The sequence below is a fragment of the Rhodanobacter sp. MP7CTX1 genome (assembly GCF_014205795.1).
Classification (GTDB): domain Bacteria; phylum Pseudomonadota; class Gammaproteobacteria; order Xanthomonadales; family Rhodanobacteraceae; genus Rhodanobacter.
Window position 1 is genome coordinate 37,929 of record NZ_JACHCN010000021.1, and the last position, 20,711, is coordinate 58,639.

12 protein-coding genes are annotated in these 20,711 nt (G+C 61.7%); 4 read left to right on the forward strand and 8 right to left on the reverse strand.

All coding sequences use genetic code 11. The features are described from left to right. The 7 genes from HDE77_RS18835 to HDE77_RS18860 all read right to left on the reverse strand — a co-directional run bounded on the left by HDE77_RS18835 (position 1) and on the right by HDE77_RS18860 (position 7,660). Entirely contained in the window at positions 1 to 786 is a 786-nt protein-coding gene (locus tag HDE77_RS18835) for an HlyD family efflux transporter periplasmic adaptor subunit (RefSeq protein ID WP_184419458.1), read from the reverse strand. A 337-nt stretch (positions 787 to 1,123) separates the two neighbouring features. Next, the gene (locus HDE77_RS20625; RefSeq protein ID WP_255482815.1) at positions 1,124 to 1,249 is read right to left on the reverse strand and encodes a hypothetical protein; all 126 of its coding nucleotides are present in this window, start codon (positions 1,247 to 1,249) and stop codon (positions 1,124 to 1,126) included. Positions 1,250 to 1,851: 602 nt separating this feature from the next. After that, positions 1,852 to 2,697 (reverse strand): fimbrial protein, encoded by an 846-nt coding sequence (locus tag HDE77_RS18840; protein ID WP_184419459.1) that lies wholly within the window; start codon positions 2,695 to 2,697, stop codon positions 1,852 to 1,854. Positions 2,698 to 2,975: 278 nt separating this feature from the next. Beyond that, positions 2,976 to 3,308 (reverse strand): hypothetical protein, encoded by a 333-nt coding sequence (locus tag HDE77_RS18845; protein WP_184419460.1) that lies wholly within the window; start codon positions 3,306 to 3,308, stop codon positions 2,976 to 2,978. A gap of 53 nt (positions 3,309 to 3,361) precedes the next feature. After that, positions 3,362 to 6,136, reverse strand: coding sequence for a fimbria/pilus outer membrane usher protein (locus HDE77_RS18850; protein WP_184419461.1), 2,775 nt, complete (start codon positions 6,134 to 6,136; stop codon positions 3,362 to 3,364). 120 nt (positions 6,137 to 6,256) lie between these two features. Then, positions 6,257 to 7,003 (reverse strand): fimbria/pilus periplasmic chaperone, encoded by a 747-nt coding sequence (locus tag HDE77_RS18855; RefSeq protein WP_184419462.1) that lies wholly within the window; start codon positions 7,001 to 7,003, stop codon positions 6,257 to 6,259. Positions 7,004 to 7,111: 108 nt separating this feature from the next. Further along, the gene (locus HDE77_RS18860) at positions 7,112 to 7,660 is read right to left on the reverse strand and encodes a fimbrial protein (protein WP_184419463.1); all 549 of its coding nucleotides are present in this window, start codon (positions 7,658 to 7,660) and stop codon (positions 7,112 to 7,114) included. A gap of 644 nt (positions 7,661 to 8,304) precedes the next feature. On the opposite strand from HDE77_RS18860, the gene HDE77_RS18865 reads away from it, so the two are divergent. After that, complete coding sequence (locus tag HDE77_RS18865) at positions 8,305 to 8,571, forward strand: transposase (RefSeq protein WP_184419464.1); 267 nt, start codon at positions 8,305 to 8,307, stop codon at positions 8,569 to 8,571. A gap of 440 nt (positions 8,572 to 9,011) precedes the next feature. Here HDE77_RS18865 and HDE77_RS18870 read toward each other — a convergent pair whose 3' ends face one another. Then, a complete protein-coding gene (locus HDE77_RS18870) occupies positions 9,012 to 9,488 on the reverse strand; it encodes a GNAT family N-acetyltransferase (protein WP_184419465.1) in 477 nt (158 codons plus the stop codon). A gap of 187 nt (positions 9,489 to 9,675) precedes the next feature. Between HDE77_RS18870 and HDE77_RS18875 the strand changes: the two genes are divergently transcribed. The 3 genes from HDE77_RS18875 to HDE77_RS18885 all read left to right on the forward strand — a co-directional run bounded on the left by HDE77_RS18875 (position 9,676) and on the right by HDE77_RS18885 (position 20,682). Beyond that, entirely contained in the window at positions 9,676 to 18,372 is an 8,697-nt protein-coding gene (locus HDE77_RS18875) for a glucoamylase family protein (RefSeq protein ID WP_221444369.1), read from the forward strand. A gap of 193 nt (positions 18,373 to 18,565) precedes the next feature. Continuing rightward, the gene (gene zwf / locus HDE77_RS18880; protein ID WP_184419467.1) at positions 18,566 to 19,972 is read left to right on the forward strand and encodes a glucose-6-phosphate dehydrogenase; all 1,407 of its coding nucleotides are present in this window, start codon (positions 18,566 to 18,568) and stop codon (positions 19,970 to 19,972) included. Continuing rightward, positions 19,966 to 20,682, forward strand: a complete 717-nt coding sequence (locus HDE77_RS18885) for an HAD family hydrolase (RefSeq protein WP_184419468.1) — start codon at positions 19,966 to 19,968, stop codon at positions 20,680 to 20,682. Before zwf ends, HDE77_RS18885 begins: the two co-directional genes overlap by 7 nt. Positions 20,683 to 20,711 lie beyond the last annotated feature (29 nt).

Consider the following 20,711-nt stretch of genomic DNA (forward strand, 5'->3'; position numbering starts at 1 on the left):
TCAGCCCCTGATCATGCGAAAGAGCGGGGCGAGTACCCACTCGGCGATGGTGCGGCGTTCGACCACGATGCTTGCCGTTCCCCGCATACCTGGAAACATCTGAAATGACTCCCGGCCAACATCAAACGTATCGCCGCGCAGCGTCGCCAGCGCCCGGTAGTTATTACCCTGATCGGAGCCGGCCACGGCCGCACGCGATCCGTCTGGCACGCCCAGGGTGGTATCGGAAATCGACTCGATACGTGCCTCGTACGTGCCGAATCTCGCATACGGAAACGCGTCGAGCTTGATATGGATGATTTGTCCCGGCTTGACGAAGCCGCGTTGCCGGGAGGGAATGCGCAGCGCGATCGTCAACGGCTGCCCTGGGTCGGTATCGATGATCTGCGCTACTTCGCCCGCATCGAGCATGCGTCCAACGCGCAGACCGGAGAAGATCACCACGCCCGCCTGGGGCGCGTAAATCGTCACGTTCGGCTGAGGCTGTTCTGCCGGACCTGCAGGCTGCGGGTCATCGCTCGACGGCACCAGATCACGCGTCAACTGGAACAGCGGCGCTCCGCGTTCCACTCGGTCGGACGGATGCGCATAAACGGCCGATACCTGGCCGCGGAATCCCTGGACCCTGACCTGCGACCATGAAACGATTTCGCACGAAACGTCCTGCTTGAGTTCCACTTCGTGGAAGCACGCAAACACGACCGCCACGATCAGGGCGAAGGACGTCGCATAGGCGATCCAACGCCATCCGATATCCTTGAATTGGGGAAGATTTTGGAGTTGCACAAACATTGCTCCATGTGTGCACCCTCGTTCGGGCAATGCACACTGCATCCATATCTAAAGAACAAGCCACTTGAGGCGGCCCATGTGACAGCACCCCCTGCAACGTGAATGTCTCGCACGGCGCGACCTTGCCGGGACGGATCGTCAGCAGCCGGTGTCTGTAGAGAAAGATCTCTGATCACGGCAACGGCCTGGCCATTGCCCGTCGTTATCTACCCGCGTCAACATGCGCGCACCGCTTCATCGGGTTTCACGGCTCGCGTACAACAAGTGCCGGGCGCAAGATAAGCGGTCATGACGCAGGCCATGACCGTTTATCCCTGACTACCAGCAGATGTTACAGACCGCCGCCCTGGGCGGGGTTGATAACGATGCTGTCGTTGTTATTGCTACCGCTGTCCTTGATGGAGGCACCGGCAGCGGCCGGGATGGTTGCCAACATTTCGCGTTCGATCTTCTTCATGTTCTTTCCTTGAATTAAGTTAACAACGTCGGTGTTTTCCACATCTTTGCTTACTGCTACTTGCTACTTGCTACTTGCTACTTGCTACTTACTGCTTGCTACTTGCTACTTGCTACTTACTGCTTGCTACTTGCTACTTACTACTACTCACTACTGCCACGGTACCTGTGGCTTCGCTTCTCGAAGCTGGCCAACACCATGCGATATATCTGCAGGGGAGAAGACGGCGCGCAAGCTCAATCCGCAACGGCAGACGCACTTCGTTGCACCAGGCCCGCGGCTTGCGCCCAACCACGGTCGCGTCGGACGCACGACAAAATGCGCCTAGGCGTGATGAGCCGCGGCCATTGCTCACTGACTACCAGCAGCGATTAGATGCCGCCGCCTTTGCCGCTATCGCCGTTGTCACAGCACTTGTCGCAGCAACCGGCGGCCACGGGAATGGTGGCCAACACTTCGAGTTCAATCTTCAATAAAGGTTTATGTTTCTTACACCTTTGCTACTTACCACGGTCACGGTCCCTGTGACTTCGCCTCTTGATTTCTTGCTCTTTGTGTCATGTCCTACCGGAGGACGGCGAATAGGTTTCGCACAATGGCCTCTATTGATAGGACATGGTGAATGTGGCCACACCATTGGCCGGCCCGGGCGTCACGTTTGTGGCTGTTGCGACGTATTGCGCCGTAAAAGGCAGACTCGTCGGCAGCCCTGAGGACGATCCGAGCATGATCTGATGGAGATTTCCGGCAACCGACGAGTCGGGGCCATAGCTGACGGCGGTGCCGGCTCCCGGCAAACTTCCACTCGCTGCGATCTGGATGCCTACTCCCGTCGCGTTGGCCGGGCCCGTGGCGGACTGGATGGTCAGGATATTGGTCGTATTGCCGTTGTTGTTGCTATCGGTAAACGTTATCCCGACGTTCGTCGCCACACCGGAGCAATTGATGCCGATCGGGAACGGAACGGCTATCGATTTCGTGCCGACGCCAGTAAACGCGCTGGACTTGATCGCGCCCAACGGCACCGTAATCGATGGCGTAGTGACAGCGCAGGTCTGTCCGGTGATCTGGATACTGTTGCCGAGCCTGAGATCGGAGTCTGGATAGGTGCCTACGTTGAGCTGAAACAAATCAGTCGCTGGAATGGTGTGAGCGCCGGTGAGCGGTCCGGTAATCACGAATTGGAGCTTCATTGTGATAGCCGGGCCACCGATGATGAGGTAGCAGCTGGTTGAAGTCGTACCACTCGGGCAATTGCCAGGCCCACCTGCCTGGAAGTACGAAACCGGCAGGGCAGCATTGGTTTTCACGGTGTAATAGGCGCCCGTGCTGGTATTGATCACCTGATAGCCGATGCCTGGTATGTTGGTGGGCATGGTGTTGTTGGTCGACGTATTCGCGCCATACATATTGGTGTAAGTGACTGTAGTGTCGGTTGTGCAATTCACCCCGATATTTGTACCGCTGACAGTTGCAGGATTTGTGAATGTCGCCGAGGCAATCACCGTACCCGGCACCGCATCCCGAGGAATTGTGGCCGTTGGCGGCATAGTGAAAGTCAGAACCGCAGGCCCGGCGCCGCCTGGAGTACACACGGCATGCGCCCTGCCCGGCATCAACAGCATCGCGCACAGCATGAGGGGGACCAGCGCAAGCATGCGCTGAAAAAGCGTTCTAAATCCGCGGCGGGATACCTGTTTCATTCCGATGTTCTCCGTGGCCGCCATCAGAGGCCGCCGCCGCCATTTTGCTGCGACGTCCCGTGAGTCGTGGTTGCATTCTTGGTGCTGGTCTTGCCGGAATTGCTAGTAGTGCTGGCGTTACCGATAGCCGTCGCGCCTTGCACCGCCGGGGCAACCAAACTGCCTTGGGTGACCACACCACTTTGTGTGGTGTGGGCGCCCGTCTGGTCCGCTTGTGCACGGTTCTGCATGAACGGGTTTGACTGGACCGCCGATTTCGACGCGGCCATGACTGCGCCCATCGGCAGTAGGATCAACAGGCAGAACACCGCTCGCGACAAGGGTTTGCGCAGAGCATGTTTGATTTCGATCGACATCTTGATTCTCCGTATTTCGCTCATGGATGGTCGCGCCGCTTGAGGCGAAAGCCTCAAGGCAGTTCCGTCTGCTTCAACTGACCAAGATCATCACCGCTCTTCAGCAAATCATTCGCCGGGTCTGCGGACGGCGTGACTTTCGCAGCCGTCGAACTCACCAGCTTGCCGCGCATCTGCGCACTGGCCGAGACCGACGCCTCCGCCAGGCTGTAGCAGGTCGCGTCGAGCGTGCTGTAAAGGCCTGACTTGTTTTTCGCCGGTAGACGGAACTGAAACGTGCAGCGATCCGAGGGTTCACTGCCCCAGCTGACCGTGAACGTGCCCGCTTCGGGCAGACCACGTAGATAGACGCGGCCACCCTGTCCGACGGCGCTGACGGTATTGCCTTTCTCGTCCAGAACATCGGCACCGAACGGCAGTTCCTTGCCGTCCATGCGACGCAGCGAGAAGATCGCGGCGCGGCCACTCACCGTACCGAACTTCATCATCACCACCGAGCCGGCGTACGGCGCCACCTGCTGACCGGTCGTATCCATTTCGACATCGAGCGGAATGCCCTTGGGGTCCAGCGCGATGTTGTTGATGCGATACGGCGTCAGGTACGGGATGACCGCGTAGCCGCGACCATCGATGCGCACGCCAGGCCAGTTTTCGATGCGCGCACCGGCGGCATCCTTTGCCTCGACGATGCCGATCGTATCGCCCGTGGAGTTGGCCAACGTGATGCCACCCGGGTGCGCAACGATCGCGCCCGACAGTCCTGCCGACTCCTGCGTATAGCCGGTGCCAGTGCTCGCATTGGCGCTCAATGTCGTGTACGGGCTGCGGTACTGGCCGTTGACACCACCGGAAGAGTAGCCGGGATTGTTGGCGCCATTCACGCCATAGGTGAACTGGTTGTCCACGCCTGCCGTGCCGGTCAGGCTGGCTTGTTCCATCGTGCCGGAGCCGTCGGAATGCGAGGCACTGAATGACACCATCGGCGCATGCGCGCTCCGACCCAACGGCAGCGAGAGGCTGGCGAAAACCTGGTTCGTCATCTGACCTGAGTCCGCATCGCGCTGCCGCGAAGCCGACAAGCTGTAACTCAGATTGACCCCGGCCACGTGCAAGGTGTTGTTGTAGCCAATCTGGACCTGTCCGGTGACGCCGTCATGGTTCCAGTAGTTGACCGCCGAACCCACCAGATAGAGGTTGCCCCCAGTATCGCCGAGGCCTTGATTGAACGTGACCTGCAGCTGGTTGCGTTGGCGATCGAGGATGGACGGAACAAACGCGCCCTGTCCCGAAGCCAGGAAGGCCGCGGTGGTCTTGTAGCCACTCTCCTGACGCGCGAGCAATGCATCGCCAAGCGACCAGAAGCCGCGGGACGAAAATTGGTAAGCAGCAACCGCGATGTTGCTGTTCGTGTCCGCCAGCTCCTTGCTGTAGCTGACCCGAAAGCTCTGCCCGTCGACATACCGCTCACCGGGGATCTGCGCATTCGCCTGGGTCAGATCCATCGAGATCGCGCCGATCGGCGTGTTGAAGGCCGCACCCAGCAGCTCGGCCGCATAGTTCTGCGCCGCAACGACACCAAAGTAGCCCGTCACCGTGTTGTTGATACCGTGCTGCACGGTCGCCTGCAGGACGTCGTTGTGCCTGTCGACCATGGCATCGCGCACCTGACCAGCCGCCAGGTTGACGCGCCAGATGCCAGGCCGCAACAACTGCACGACTGACGTATACGGCACGACAAAACTGTGCTTGCTGCCATCGGCTTCAGTCACCGTGACCTGCAGGCTCCCGCCGTAACCGGTGGCATACAGATCGTTGATCGCGAATGCACCCGGCGCCACATTGGTTTCGTAGAGGGTGTTGCCGTTCTGGCTCACGGTAACGTGCGCGTTGGTATTCGCCACACCGCGGATGACCGGCGCGTAACCACGCAGCGAATCGGGCAACATGCGGTCGTCGGTCGCCACTTGCACGCCGCGAATGCCGATGCTGTTGAACACCGCGCCGTCGGTGTACGAGTCACCGATCGTCATCACACTGCGGATCGAGGGCAGATCACGCTGAACGTAGGTGGCGATGCTCTGATACGAATGCCCCTGGCCGGACTGCCAGGTGTAGGTGCCGTTGCTGCGGAACAGCCAGCCATCGATGTTGAACCCGGCATTCAGGGCGATGTAACCCTGGTTGCTGGTCCTGCCGTTATTGGTGGTCTGGTACGTGCTTGCGTTATAACCCAGCGTGGCCGAGGTCACGCCCTGATCCCACAACTCAGGGTTCACGTAGCCGCGCGGATTGCGTACCAGTGCAACCTGGGGAATGCTGAGGTCCAGCCGAAACTCGGACATGTCGAAGGTCTGCCTGGCGCCCTGCACCAATTGCGCAAGATCGGCACAACCGCCGGCATGCACCCTTGCCATCTCGACTTCTCCGGCATCGGAGAGTGCGTTGTTATCCAGGCCGATGCGCCCCACCAGCGAACGGTCGAAGCACGCGCCTGCGCTTTCGCTGCCGGGTGCCGTGGCGAAACGCACATTGGCGTGGGCCACCCAGTCGCCATTGACGTACAGGTCCACGGCATAGGTGCCCGGCGCCACCGGGCTAGCATGCTCGAAGCGAGCAACGTTGATGTGCTCACCAGGAGACTTCATCAGCACCGTGTCGTCGAACTGCACGCCCTCGATCGCGCTTGCGTCCGCACCACCGGGGTCGACGGCGGCGGCAGCGAACGAGGAAACCGGCAGATAGGCCGCGAGCGCGGCGCTGATTAGCAGATAGCTACGTTTAAGCGGCAGTCGCTTTCCACGCGGTCTCTGTGACTTCCGTGAATACATGAGTAAAGGCCTTATTCTTTTGGTCTTTGTGGCCCGCAGAAAGGGACACAGCCGTCTGAACGCAACAGACGTCCACGCAAGGGCGCGCCACAGCGCAGCCCCGAGCACAACATCGCTGCACTATTTCTTTTGCTGGGGATCGAACACGCCCTTCACGCCAACACCAAAATCGTTAATGAAGGTGTATTCGACGGCGACTGACGCGGGCATCGCTCGCACGTTGCCCATGTCGAAATCTTGTGTGGCTCCGGGTCCCACCATGCCGCCTTTGTCATTGGTCCAGCGGGTACCTCCCGCCGTTGCGGCAAGATGACTGAAGGTGACGTTGTAGGGGGTAGGGTTGGATGCTTCGAGAACGTAGCCGCCGTCGCTCTTGCTCACAAAGCGCCAGCTGACCTTGGCCGCCGTATCGTCCGCGTAGCCGGTCAAGCCGGTGGGACGAAAGAACACCTTGATGCGGGTGCGAAACGCCAACTGCAATTTGTTGACATCGTCATTCGCCGACATCGACTTGTCGCGCGGTGGCACCTCGAGCACGTTGAGCCAGAACACCGATTCCTTGTCCTGGGGCAGAGGATCATGTGTGTAGATCAGGCGCAGGCTTTGGCCCTTTTTGGGGTCAAGCCGGAATAGCGGTGGCACGACCGTGAACGGCGCCTTCGACTCACTGGGCAGCGTTTTCGGGTTGCCCTCGTCAAGCCATGTTTGAACCAGCTCGGGCGAACTGCCCACGTTATCGAGCCTCACCGTGACCTCCCGTTCCGCTTCGGGATAGATCACCCGCGTACCAGTGATCACGATGCTCGCCTGCGCACAGCCAGCACCCATCCACAGCGCCAACGCCAATAGCGACGCCAGTGATTTCATTCGATAGCACATCGGATCTTTATCCTTCGGGGCCGCGCGATACTTTTAATCTGAACCATGCCGCCACCCGTTGCGGGAGGCGGCATGGCAACTCAGTGCAGCTACCGCTTACTGGTAGGACATCGAGTAGGTGACCGTGCTGGCCACCGTGCCGGCGGTCGAGGCGCCGGTCACTGCAATGTACTGAGCGATGTAGTTCAGCGTTGCGCTGCCGGCGGCGATGGCCACAACCTTCGAGTTCTGAGCGGCCTGCGGCTTGCCGAGGCTGATCACGCTGGAGTCGCTGTTGAGCAAGTTGACTTCGACGTTGGTTGCCGAGCCCGTGGCATTGAACAGATTGCCGGTCGTCGCATCGACCGTGCTGCCCGCTTCGAAATAGGTCGAGACGTTGCCGGAGTTCGGCGAGCAGGCGGTCAGCGCAATGTTGAACGGCGTAGCGCCGGCGGTGGCGGCGGCCGCCGTCAGTGCCGAGGTCGAGACGGTCGGCAGTGCGACCGTGAAACTTGCAGCACCACCATTGCCGGAGATCGTGCAGGTCTGGGCGGTGATCTTGCCGTTGAAGGTGATAGTGCCGTCAGAGGCCTTGGCAGCCTGCGGGGCGAATGCCGCCACGCCCATGACTGCGACCAGGGCTGCCGAGAGGATGGTCTTTTTCATTGTCGTAATCCTTGACTGAAATTAAGTAGGTGTGTTGAGTCATGCATCAACGAGACCACCAGGATCAATAGCGGAATGCAATTAGCGTTTGCCTCGACTTTATGAGGGCTAACGCCGATCCATTCATTTCCCAATGTCGTCACCGCCGCCTCACGCAAACCGACGCTGCGCGGGACGTGCATAATCTCGAAAGAAGCACGGTTCCAAAATGAGAATTTTCTCAAAATGCACGATTATTGATTACGCCATTTCAGTGCCATCGTTAATTCGAGCCAATCAGAATTAGAGTCTCCCATGAAGGATCTCTGTGTAAAAAATACTGATTTCAGCGAAGAACAGATAGTCACGTATCGACGATTTACTGAAGCGACCTCGATAATTCGAGCCGATTACAATTAGAGTTTTCCACCAAAGGATTTCTTAATGAAGAAGTCAAAGTTCAGCAAAAAATAGTCGGGCATCGATTATGTCCCGAAGCGATCTCGTTGACTCGAGCCGATCACAATTAGAGTTTCCACTAAAGGAGCCATGCATAAACAAGTCAAAGTTCAGCGAAGAGCAAATAGTCCGGGATTGATTATTTCTTGAAGTGCCATCGTTAATTCGAGCCAATTACAAGTAGAGTTTCCTTAAAGCAGGTCTGTATGAAGAAGTCGAAGTTCAGCGAAGAACACATAGTCCGAATCCTCAAAGAGGTCGAGGCCGGGGCAAAGGTCGGTGAGACCTGTCGCAGGCATGGAATCAGCGAGCCGACGTACTACGTCTGGAGGCCCAAGTACGCAGGCATGGATGTATCGCAACTGCGGCACCTGAAGGATATCGAGAACGAATTGGCGCGGCTGAAGCGCAGGTATGCCGACCTGGCTCTCGAGCACGATGCGCTGAAGGATGTGCTCTCGCGAAAAGATTGAGCCAGGCCCAGCGGCTTACGCTGAGTCTGGCAATACAAAACCGGCATGGCTTGAGCGCCAGACGTGCGGATCGCACGTTGGGCCTGTCGCGCTCGGCACGGCAATACCGTCCGCGCCATCGCCATGACGAGCCACCGGATGCTGCGACCGACGCCCATTCAGGCGTTGCGCCATCAGGGCTTCCACAACGCCCGTAGCTGGCGACTTTTATCCGGCACTAAAACTCAACTGCCTCGGCGTGGCAAGCGACGCTTGCCCGCACGCACCTCTGCTTCCGGGTGCGTCGGAAAGAAGCGACGACACTTCAACGACCTTGACACCGCTGAGCAAGACAATTTCCTGCGTCAGGCCGGCTGCTCGCCACTGCAGGGTTTCCTCTGTGGCGGGCCAATATCGACAAGGCTCTTGAGCAACTGATGGTCACTGCAGACTGAAACGTCTCAGTCAGCGTCATCGACGACCGTGGGCATCACGCTTTCGTACATCTGGTAATGGCACTCCTGCATGCCGAGATCGGCATAAGTTGCCTGCGCACGCCGGTTCTCGGTTTCCACATACAGTCGCAAGCCAACCGCGCCGGCGGCCTTGGCTTGCTGCTCGACTTGCGCATACAACGCGCGAAACACCCCGCCGCGACGCGCTTCGGGCGTCACATAGACACTCTGAATCCACCAGAAATCGCCGCAGCGCCAATCGCTCCACTCATAGGTGACCAACAGGCTGCCGACGGCTACGCCCCCGCGTTCGGCAATCAGGTAGAAGCCCCGTCGTGGTTGCTCGAATACGCCGGCGATGCCGCGCTCCAGCACGACCGGATCGAGCCGCTTGTGCTCGGTTTCCCATGCCATCGCGGTGTTCCAGGCAAGCAGCGCCGGGATATCAGCGGGCGTGGCCTCACGAATAAGCAGCAGTGGCACCAGAGGACTCCAGGACGGGTTGGCAATCGCCTACATCGTAACGTGCATCGCCTTCACACGGCATCACGTAAGGTCGAGCAGGATCCATGCATGTCCGGCCGACGTGCCCGCCCTCGACGTCATCCGGGCGATTGCACGTAAGGACATGTTGCGGTCGGATCAAACTGAACACCTAAGGAAGTTGGATTTGGACATCGGCAACATATTCGACCGGCTCAAGCTGAGGCGCCTGCGCGCATTTCGTCGCCGCCGCACCGCGGCACGCACGAAGCCGGAGCAGGAGCCGGCACTGCGCTCGGAGCTGTTCAGCGCCGACCAGATGGAGCGACACGGCCGGATCCTGGCCGGTCAACATCGGCTGAGTCCGCGCTCGATCGCGAACCTGTTGTTGGCCCGGCTGGACGACAACGAGGCGGTGCTGATCCATACCTGCGAGCGGTTGACCGCAGCGACCCGGCATCGTCGACGCATCACGCCCGCCGGCGAATGGCTGCTGGACAATTTCTACCTGATCGAAGAGCAGATCCGCATCGCGCGACGGCACCTGCCCAAGGGCTACAGCCGCGCGCTGCCCCGGCTGGAACACGGGCCCTCGGCTGAATTGCCGCGCGTCTACGACATCGCGCTGGAAATCATTTCGCACGGCGATGGCCGCGTCGACACCAGCAGTCTGCGCCGGTTTGTCAGCGCCTATCAGACCGTGACACCGCTCAAGCTGGGCGAGCTGTGGGCGATCCCGATCATGCTGCGACTGGCGCTGATCGAAAACCTGCGCCGGGTCGCCGCGCGGGTGATGGCCGACTGGCGCTTTCGCGGCAAGGCGATGCGCTGGGCAGACCGCATGATCGCCACTGCCGAGCGCGACCCGAAGAGTGTCGTGCTGGTGGTCGCCGACATGGCGCGCTCGAAGCCGCCAATGACCGGCCCATTCGTCGCCGAAATGGCGCGCCGACTTCAAGGGCAGAGCCCGGCGCTCGCGTTGCCGCTGAGCTGGATCGAGCAACGCTTGTCCGAGTCCGGTCAGAGCATCGAACATCTGGTGCAGCTGGAAGCACAACAGCAAGCCGCGAACCAGGTTTCCATCGGCAACAGCATCGGCAGCCTGCGCGCACTTTCGGCGATCGACTGGCGCGACTTCGTCGAGCACACCAGCATGGTGGAGCACCGCTTGCGCGAAGACCCCGCCGAGGTCTACGCGGAGATGGATTTCGCGACACGTGACCGCTACCGCCATGTGGTGGAAGCGACGGCGCGCAAGCATCGGTTGACTGAGCAGCAGGTGGCCGATGCTGCGATCGCGCTGAGTCAGGCCAGCGCGGTGTCCGCGGCCGCATCCTCCCTGCAACGGCACGTCGGCTTTTATCTGATCGATCAGGGCAGAGGCGCACTGGAGCAATACCTGGGCGTGCGGCCGACCGTCGCTGAAACATTGCGGCGCTGGTTCGACAAGGCGCCACTGCCGATCTATCTGGGCCTGCTGTCACTGCTCACGGTTGCGTTTGCCCGACCGTTGGTGATGACGGCCGTCACTGATCGACTGCCCGGGTGGGCCGTGCTGGCCATCGGGATTCCATCCGTGATTCTTGCAAGCCAGCTCGCCTTGAGCCTGATCAATTGGCTGGCGACACTGACCGTCGCGCCCCAGCGCCTGCCACGGATGGACTATTCGGAAGGCATCCCGGCCAGCGCCCGGACACTGGTGGCGATTCCCTGCCTGTTTTCCAGCGCGCAGGACATCGATGATCTGGTGGAATCGCTGGAAGTGCGCTTTCTCGGCAACCGCGACGACAACCTGCACTTTGCCCTGCTCACCGATTTCGCCGATGCAGCCACTGAGACGTTGCCCGGCGATGCGGCGCTGCTGCGGCTGGCGCGGCTACGCATCGAGGCACTCAACGAACAATATTCCCGCGTCGATACCGACTGCTTTTTCCTGCTGCACCGACCACGGCGCTGGAATGCCACCGAACAATGCTGGATGGGCCACGAGCGCAAGCGCGGCAAGCTGGCTGATCTGAATGCGCTGCTGCGTGGCAAGCAAGAAAATCAAGATGCGCCAATGCATGGTAATGCGCACGACCGCTTCATGCTGATGGTCGGCGACTTCGCGACGCTGCCACCCGTGCAATACGTCATCACGCTGGACACCGACACCCAGCTGCCGCGTGACTCCGCGCATGAGTTTGTCGGCACCATCGATCATCCGCTCAACCGCGCGGTCTACGACCCGGACCAGCGACGCGTGGTCGCGGGTTACGCGATCCTGCAACCGCGCGTTGGCATCAGCCTGCCCAGCACGGCGCGCTCACGCTACGCGCAGCTGTATGGTAGCGACGCCGGCATTGATCCGTATACGCGGATGGTGTCGGACGTCTATCAGGACGTGTTCCATGAGGGCTCGTTCATCGGCAAGGGCATCTACAACATCGATGCGTTCGAGCGCACCCTGGATGGTCGCTTCCCGGAAAACAGCATCCTCAGTCACGATCTGGTTGAGGGCTGCCATGCCCGCTCGGGCCTGCTCAGCGATGTGCAGCTGTACGAGGAATATCCGGCCCGCTACAGCGCGGACGTGCGGCGGCGGCATCGCTGGATTCGCGGTGACTGGCAACTGCTGCCGTGGCTGTTGCCGTGGGCGCCGACCGCGCACGACGGCTGGCGCAAGAATGCGCTAACCGCGCTGTCGCGCTGGAAGATCCTCGACAACCTGCGCCGCAGCCTGGTGCCAACATCGCTATTGCTGCTGCTGGTGACGGGCTGGCTGCTGCTTTGGCCGGTGCTTTCCTGGACGCTGGCGGTGCTGGCGATGGTACTGATTCCACCCGTGCTTTCGGCGCTGCTGGAGCTGGTGCAAAAGCCACGTGAGGTACAACTGGACCAACATCTTCGCGCCGCGATGCGCACTACCGGTCAGCACCTGGCGCGAATGGCGCTGGCGCTGGCATGGTTGCCGCACGAGGTGTTGTACAGCCTCGATGCGATCGTGCGCACGCTGTGGCGCATGGCGGTCAGCCGGCGACTGCTGCTGCAATGGCAAACCTCCAGCGACGTCGAGCGGCACAGCAGCAACACGCCGGGCACGCTATGGCGCCTGATGTGGATCGGCCCCGTGCTCGCCGTGCTGCTGACTGTGGCGCTGGCAACGCTGCGTCCGATGGTGTTGACGCTGGCCGCGCCGTTGCTGCTGCTGTGGTTGTTTTCCCCATCAATCGCGTGGTGGATCAGCAAACCGCGCGTGCCCTCCGCGTTTACACCGACGGCCACGCAATTGCGCTTCCTGCGTACGCTGGCGCGCAAGACCTGGGCGTTCTTTGACGTCCATGTCGGCCCCACTGATCACTGGTTACCGCCGGACAACCTGCAAGAGCAGCCGACGCCGGTAGTCGCCCACCGTACCTCGCCGACGAATATCGGCATGGCCCTGCTGGCCAATCTGGCGGCCTACGACTTCGGCTATCTGAGCGCTGGCCGTCTGCTCGAACGTACCCGCCAGACGCTGGCGACCATGCATGTACTGCCGCGCCATCGCGGGCATTTCTACAACTGGTATGACACGTTGAACCTGCAACCGCTGGCACCGCTGTACGTTTCGGCAGTGGACAGCGGCAACCTCGCCGGCCACCTGCTGACACTGCGGCCGGGCCTGCTTGGCCTGATCGACGAGCCGGTGTTCCGACCGCAACTGCTGCAAGGACTGCTGGACACCCTCGGCGTACTGCATGACGCACTCGACAGCAGCGCCGCCAGCGTGCTCAATCCGCTGCGAAAGGAACTGGAAGGCGCTCTGAGCAATCCTCCAGCCATCATGGGCGCGGCCGTTGCGTTGTTGCAACGGCAGCTGGATCACGCTTACGCGCTTGCCCAGACCATCGCCGTCGAGCCTGGCAGCGATGCGGAATTCTGGCTGGACGCGTTGCTGAGCCAGTGCAGCGACCTGTTCGACGAGGCGGCCGCGTTCAACCTGGATCCACCGCCGGAAGACGACACCGTCTACCGTGGCATCCCCACGCTGCGCCAGCTCGCACGGATCGAACCACTGTGCTGGCCGTCCGAAGCGGGTGCCGATGCCTTGCGCGAACACGCACGAGAGCGCATCGCGGTGCTCGAACAGCTCGCGCAGCAGGCCGGCGAACTGGCGCTGATGGATTATCGATTCCTGTATGACAGCGCACGCGACCTGCTGGCGATTGGTTACAACGTCGACGAGCGCCGGCTCGACGCGAGCTATTACGACCTGCTCGCGTCTGAGGCGCGGCTGGCCAGTTTCGTGGCGATCGCGCAGGGACAGCTGCCGCAAGACAACTGGTTCTCGCTGGGCCGGCTGCTGACCACCAGCGGTGGCGAACCTGTCTTGCTGTCGTGGACCGGTTCGATGTTCGAATACCTGATGCCGATGCTGGTGATGCCCAGCTACGAAGGCACGTTGCTCGACCAGACCTGCCGTGCCGCCGTGGCGCGTCAGATCGAATACGGCAATCAGCTCAGCTTGCCGTGGGGAATTTCAGAGTCCGGCTACAACACGCTCGACGCGCACTTCACTTATCAATATCGCGCGTTCGGCGTGCCAGGCCTGGGCCTCAAGCTCGGACTCGGCGACGATATCGTCATCGCGCCCTATGCTTCCGCGATGGCCTTGATGGTGGCGCCAGCGGCGGCGACACGGAATCTGCAGCGGCTCGCCGAACTCGGTGCGGAAGGCCGCTTCGGCATGTACGAGGCGATCGATTACACGCCGGCACGGTTGCCCCTGGGGCAGGCCTCGGCCATGGTCCGTTCGTTCATGGCGCATCACCAGGGCATGAGCCTGCTGGCGCTGGATTACGCACTGCTGGATCGCCCAATGCAGCGGCGCTTCGAAACCGATCCGCAATTCCAGGCCACCAGCCTGCTGCTGCAGGAGCGCGTCCCGAAGACGGCGGCGGAATATCTGCATGCCACCGGCTTCCCCGAAATGGACGGCCAGCCGCGCGCGGCCGAAGCCAGGCTGCGCGTGTTCACCGATCCGGATCGCCCGCGTCCTGCTGTGCAGCTGCTGTCGAACGGTCGCTATCACGTCATGGTCAGCAGCGCCGGCGGCGGCTACAGCCGTTGCCGCGAGCTGGCCGTGACGCGCTGGCACGAGGACATCACGCGCGATAACTGGGGCATGTTCTGCTATCTGCGCGACGTGGAGAGCGGCGAGTATTGGGCTACTGCCTACCAGCCCACGCTGAAGAAGACCGAGCTGTTCGAGGCGATCTTCTCCGATGCGCGCGCTGAGTTCCGCGTGCGCGAACGCGACATCGATGCGCACACCGAGATCGTGGTGTCGCCGGAAGACGATATCGAGCTACGCCGCACCCGCATCACCAACCGTAGTCGTACGCGCCGCACCATCGAGCTGACCAGTTATGCCGAAGTCGTGCTCTCAACGCCGATAGCCGACGCGCTGCATCCTGCTTTCAGCAAACTGTTCGTGCAGACCGAACTGGTCCCCGAACTACAGGCGATCGTGTGCACCCGGCGGCCGCGGGCACACGACGAAGCGGTGCCGTGGATGTGCCATCTGCTGGCCGTGCACAACGCCGACATCGACGAGATTTCCTACGAGACCGATCGCGCCCGCTTCATCGGCCGCGGTCGCAGCGTGGCGCAGCCACTGATGCTGGACCGCGAGCAGACGCGACTATCCAACAGCGATGGCTCCGTGCTCGACCCGATCGTGGCGATCCGCTGTCGCATCACGCTGGAGCCCGAGCAGTCGACCACCGTGGACCTTGTCACCGGCATGGGCGACAGTCGCGACGCGTGCCTGCAGCTGATCGGCAAATATCGCGATCGCCATCTGGCCGACCGCGTGTTCGATCTGGCCTGGACGCATAGCCAGGTGTTGTTGCGTCAGCTCAACGCCACGCTGGCCGATGCGCAGCTATACGAGCACATGGCCACCTCGATCATCTATCCGAACGCGAATCTGCGGGCCGAGTCCAACGTCCTGCTGAGCAATCGTCGTGGTCAGTCCGGCCTGTGGGGGCAGGCTATCTCCGGCGATCTTCCGATCGTGCTGCTGCAGATCGCCGACCGCGCGCGGGTCGAGCTGGTGCGCCAGCTGGTACAGGCGCACGCCTACTGGCGCCTGAAAGGACTGGCAGTGGACCTGGTGATCTGGAACGAGGATCGCGCCGGCTACCGGCAGGAACTGCAGGATCAGATCATGGGTCTGATCGCCTCCGGCAGCGAAGCGAGCCTGCTCGATCGCCCCGGTGGCATCTATGTGCGTCCCGCGCAGCAGCTCTCCAGCGAAGATCGGATGGTGGTGCAGGCCAGCGCACGAATCATCCTGATCGATAACCGCGGCAGCCTGGCCGAGCAGGTCAGCCGGCGTCGGGTGGAAACCCTCGCGCCCCGCTTCGAACCGAGCAAGCCGCGGCGCCTTGCCCCGCCCGCCCCCGCCCCAACGCCAGCCCTGGTCGCACCTGTCACCGAGCCACGCCCGACCACGCTGCAATTGAGCAACCCGCACGGTGGCTTCAGCACGGATGGCCGCGAGTATGTGATCACCCTGACACCTGGCCAGACCACCCCGGCACCGTGGGCCAACGTGCTGGCCAATCCCAACTACGGCACGGTGATCTCCGAAAGCGGCGCGGCCTATACCTGGGGCGAGAACGCGCACGAATTCCGCCTGACGCCATGGCATAACGATCCGGTCAGCGACGGCAGCGGCGAAGCGCTGTACCTGCGCGACGAGGAATCCGGCCAGGTATGGTCGCCGACCGCGTTGCCCAGCCGTGGCAGCGGCGATTATGTGACCCGACACGGCTTCGGCTACAGCGTGTTCGAACATGACGAGGACGGCATTCATACCGAACTGTGGGTGTACGTGGCGCTGGATGCGTCGGTGAAATTCTCGGTGCTGAAAATGCGCAACGATTCGGGCCTGCCACGTCGGCTCAGTGTCACCGGCTATGTCGAATGGCTACTGGGCGACCTGCGCGAGAAGACGGCGATGCACGTCCTGACCGAATCGGATCCGACCACCGGTGCGTTGTATGCCCGCAATCCCTACAACACCGAGTTTCCAGGCCGGGTGGCGTTCCTCGATGTGGATGACCCGAGCCGCGGGATCAGTGGCGACCGCAGCGAGTTCCTCGGCCGCAACGGCAATGCACGCGCACCGGCAGCGTTGAGCCGCTCGCAGTTGTCTGGTCGACTCGGCGCCGGGCTCGACCCCTGCGCCGCACTGCAGCTGAAGGTGGCGCTGGTCGATGGGGAGCAGCGAGAGGTAATCTTCCGGCTCGGACTGGGTCGCGATGCGGCAGACGCCAGTGCGCTCGTACAGCGTTTCCGCACCAGCGGTGCTGCAGCGGACGCGCTGGAAAAAGTTCGCGCCCATTGGGGTCGCACGCTGGGTGCGGTGCAGGTCAAGACACCGGATCCGGCACTCGACGTGATGGCCAATGGCTGGCTGCTGTACCAGACCATCGCGTGCCGGATGTGGGCACGCAGCGGCTATTACCAATCCGGCGGCGCATTCGGCTTCCGCGATCAGCTGCAGGACTCGATGGCGATGCTGCACGCGGCGCCCGAGCTGGCCCGACGCCAGTTGCTGCTGTGCGCGGCGCATCAGTTCCCCGAAGGCGACGTGCAGCACTGGTGGCATCCGCCACTGGATCGCGGTGTGCGCACGCAATGTTCCGACGACTACCTGTGGCTCCCGCTGGCCGCCAGTCGCTACGTGCTGGCCACGGCCGACACCGGGGTGCTGGACGAATCGGTGGCCTATATCGAAGGCAGGCCACTGCATCCAGGTGAGGAGTCCTACTACGACTTGCCGCAGCACTCCGGCCTGCGTGAAACGCTGTATCGGCATTGCGTGCGGGCGATCGAACACAGCCTGCCACGCGGTGTCCATGGCCTGCCGCTGATCGGTAGCGGCGACTGGAACGACGGCATGAACCGGGTTGGCGAAGCCGGCCGCGGCGAGAGCATCTGGCTCGGCTTCTTCTCGTGCGAAGTGCTGACTCGCTTCGCCGAAGTGGCCCGGCTGCACCACGACGACGCGTTCGCCCAACGCTGCGATGAAGAGGTCGCCACGTTGCGTATCGCACTGGAGCAGCACGGCTGGGATGGCCAGTGGTACCGCCGCGCGTACTTCGACGATGGCACACCGCTGGGCTCCTCCTCCAACGACGAATGTCGCATCGACTCGATCGCGCAGAGCTGGTCGGTATTGTCGGGGATGGCCCCGCCCGAGCGTCGACAACAGGCGATGGATTCGCTCGATCGCTATCTGGTACGTCGCGACGCCGGCCTGGTGCAGCTGCTCGAGCCACCGTTCGACCGCTCCTCGCTAGATCCGGGCTATATCAAGGGATATGTACCCGGCGTGCGCGAGAACGGCGGCCAATATACCCATGCGGCGATCTGGGCCACGATGGCGTTCGCCGAACTGGGCGATAGCACGCGTGCATGGGAACTGCTGCGCATGATCAATCCGGTCAACCATGGCATCGATGCGGCGCAGATGGATGTCTACAAGGTCGAGCCCTATGTAGTGAGCGCCGATGTCTACGGGGTCGAACCGCATGTCGGCCGCGGTGGCTGGAGCTGGTACACCGGCTCGGCCGGCTGGATGTACCGGCTGATCGTCGAATCCCTGCTCGGCCTGCGGCTGGATGCGGGAAGACTGCGTTTCGCCCCTGTGCTACCGGCCGATTGGGAAGGCTTCTCGCTGAGCTACCGCCATCGCGATACCTGGTACCGAATCGAACTGCGGCAAAGCGCAGCCGGCACCCTTGGTAGCGTGTGGCTGGACGGGGTGGTGCAACCGGACGGTCACATTTCGCTGGTCGACGATGGACGCGAACACAGCGTCGAACTCAATCATCCACGCGCGAGCTGACTTGAGTACCGGCGGCTATCGGGTTGGGCCATCTGCATGCAAACTTATGCATCGACTTAACCTTAACGCGAGCATGCTCAGAGATCGACTTAACGTTGGGCACGCCGATGCAGCTGTCGGATGCCTGGACCCCCTGACCCTCGCAGCGCCTGACTGACGGCGCTGCGAAAGCCACCCGGAGACAACAACCGCCATGTCGATACCCCGCTCGGATGCCCTGGTCTTTTTCGGCGCCACTGGCGACCTGGCCTACAAGCAGATCTTTCCCGCGCTGCAGGCGATGATGCTGCGCGACGGGCTGGATCTGCCAATCGTTTGCGTTGCACATTCCGGCTGGACGGTGGAACGGCTGCGTCAGCGTGCTCACGACAGCCTGGCCCAGGCGGCGAAGAACAAGGGCGGCAGCATCGACGAGGCCGCGTTCGCGAAACTCTCCGCACGGCTGCAGTATGTCGATGGCGACTACAACGATCTGGCCACGTTCCAGCTGCTGAAGCAGACACTGGGCGACGCCAAGGCGCCGCTGCACTACCTCGCCATTCCGCCAAGCCTGTTCGGCGTGGTGGTGAAGAACCTGAAGCAGTCCGGTTGCGCCGACAACGCGCGCATCGTGGTGGAAAAGCCGTTCGGCCGTGACCTGGCCTCGGCGCAACAGCTCAACCAGACGCTGCACGAAGTGTTTCCCGAGGCGGCGATCTTTCGTATCGATCATTACCTGGGCAAGGAGCCGGTGCAGAACCTGCTGTACTTCCGCTTTGCCAATACCGTACTCGAACCGGTATGGAACAACCGCTATGTGGAAAGCGTCCAGATCACCATGGCCGAGAATTTCGGCGTGGAAGATCGCGGTGCATTTTACGAAGGCGTCGGTGCGATCCGCGACGTACTGCAGAACCATCTGCTGCAGGTGACCTCACTGTTGGCGATGGACGCGCCGATAGGTAACGACCCGGCTGCGCTGAATGCGGAAAAGCTGCGACTGTTCCGCGCCATGCGCCCGCTCGACCCAAAGGAAGTGGTGCGCGGCCAGTTCAAGGACTATCGCAAGATCGAGGGCGTGGCACCCGATTCCAACGTGGAGACCTTCGTGGCGCTGCGCCTGCACATCGACACCTGGCGCTGGGCTGGCGTGCCGTTCTACATCCGTGCCGGCAAAAATCTGCCGATCACCACGACTGAGGTGATGGTGGACATGAAGGTGCCGCCCTTGTCGGTTTTCGACGAGATCACGCTTAAAAATGCCAACTACTTCCGTTTCCGTCTCAGTCCCGAGGTGATCATTGCCGAAGGTATGCGGGTCAAGCTGCCCGGCGAAGCGATGCAGGGTGAACCGGTGGAGCTGGTGGCCCGGCATCGTCCGCAGTCAGAAAAACCACCGTACGAGCGGCTGCTTGGCGACGCAATGCGCGGTGACAACGCATTGTTCACCAGTGACGAATGTGTCGAGGCCGCGTGGGCAGTGGTTGACCAGGTGTTGAACCACGAGGGCCCGGTGAGCATCTATGAACCCGGCAGTTGGGGGCCGGCGGAGGCCGCGCAGGTCGTCAGCGGCGCCGAGGGTTGGCACGATCCCCAAGCTGAAGTGAAAGAACCATGTTGAATGCGATGCCGCCCGAGTCTGTGCCACTGGTCTTTTTGCTCGATGTCGACAATACCCTGCTCGACAACGACCGCTTTGCCGCCGATCTCGGCGTCCGACTGGATCAATCTTTCGGTACAACCGAACGCGACCGCTACTGGGCGATCTACGCACAGCTGCGCGACGAGTTGGGCTATGCCGATTATCTGGGCGCACTTCAGCGCTTCCGCGTCGGCCTGGACAACGACCCGGCGCTGCTGCAGATGTCCGCCTGGCTGCTGGAATATCCGTTTGCCGAACGCCTGTACCCGCATGGGCTGGAGGCGATCGCGCATCTGCACACGCTGGGCCTGCCGGTGATCCTGTCCGACGGCGACGTGGTGTTCCAGCCGCGAAAAATTCAGCACGCTGGTCTGTGGGATGTGCTGGACGGTAACGTGCTGATCTACACGCACAAACAGGCCATGCTTGCAGAGATGCAAGAGCGTTATCCGGCCGCGCACTACGTGATGGTCGACGACAAGCCGAAGATCCTCATGGACATGAAGCAGCGCCTTGGCGAGCGGCTGACCACGGTGTTCGTGCGCCAGGGTCATTACGCGGCGGCGGCCGTCGATTCACCCAGCAACCCCGAACCAGACATCAGCATCGCGTGCATCGGCGATCTGCGCGAGCGTAAGCTTGCCGACTTCCAGCCCAACGCACCCGGCATCAGCGCGCCGGCGTACTGACCCCCACCCGTATTGAACAGAGAGAGATG

Bases quoted from the DNA above. Each gene is read 5' to 3' on its own strand.
- HDE77_RS20625 (WP_255482815.1), bottom strand. From the start codon at position 1,249: ATGAAGAAGATCGAACGCGAAATGTTGGCAACCATCCCGGCCGCTGCC.
- HDE77_RS18845 (WP_184419460.1), bottom strand. From the start codon at position 3,308: ATGTCGATCGAAATCAAACATGCTCTGCGCAAACCCTTGTCGCGAGCG.
- HDE77_RS18850 (WP_184419461.1), bottom strand. From the start codon at position 6,136: ATGTATTCACGGAAGTCACAGAGACCGCGTGGAAAGCGACTGCCGCTT.
- HDE77_RS18855 (WP_184419462.1), bottom strand. From the start codon at position 7,003: ATGAAATCACTGGCGTCGCTATTGGCGTTGGCGCTGTGGATGGGTGCT.
- HDE77_RS18860 (WP_184419463.1), bottom strand. From the start codon at position 7,660: ATGAAAAAGACCATCCTCTCGGCAGCCCTGGTCGCAGTCATGGGCGTG.
- HDE77_RS18865 (WP_184419464.1), top strand. From the start codon at position 8,305: ATGAAGAAGTCGAAGTTCAGCGAAGAACACATAGTCCGAATCCTCAAA.
- zwf (WP_184419467.1), top strand. From the start codon at position 18,566: ATGTCGATACCCCGCTCGGATGCCCTGGTCTTTTTCGGCGCCACTGGC.
- HDE77_RS18885 (WP_184419468.1), top strand. From the start codon at position 19,966: ATGTTGAATGCGATGCCGCCCGAGTCTGTGCCACTGGTCTTTTTGCTC.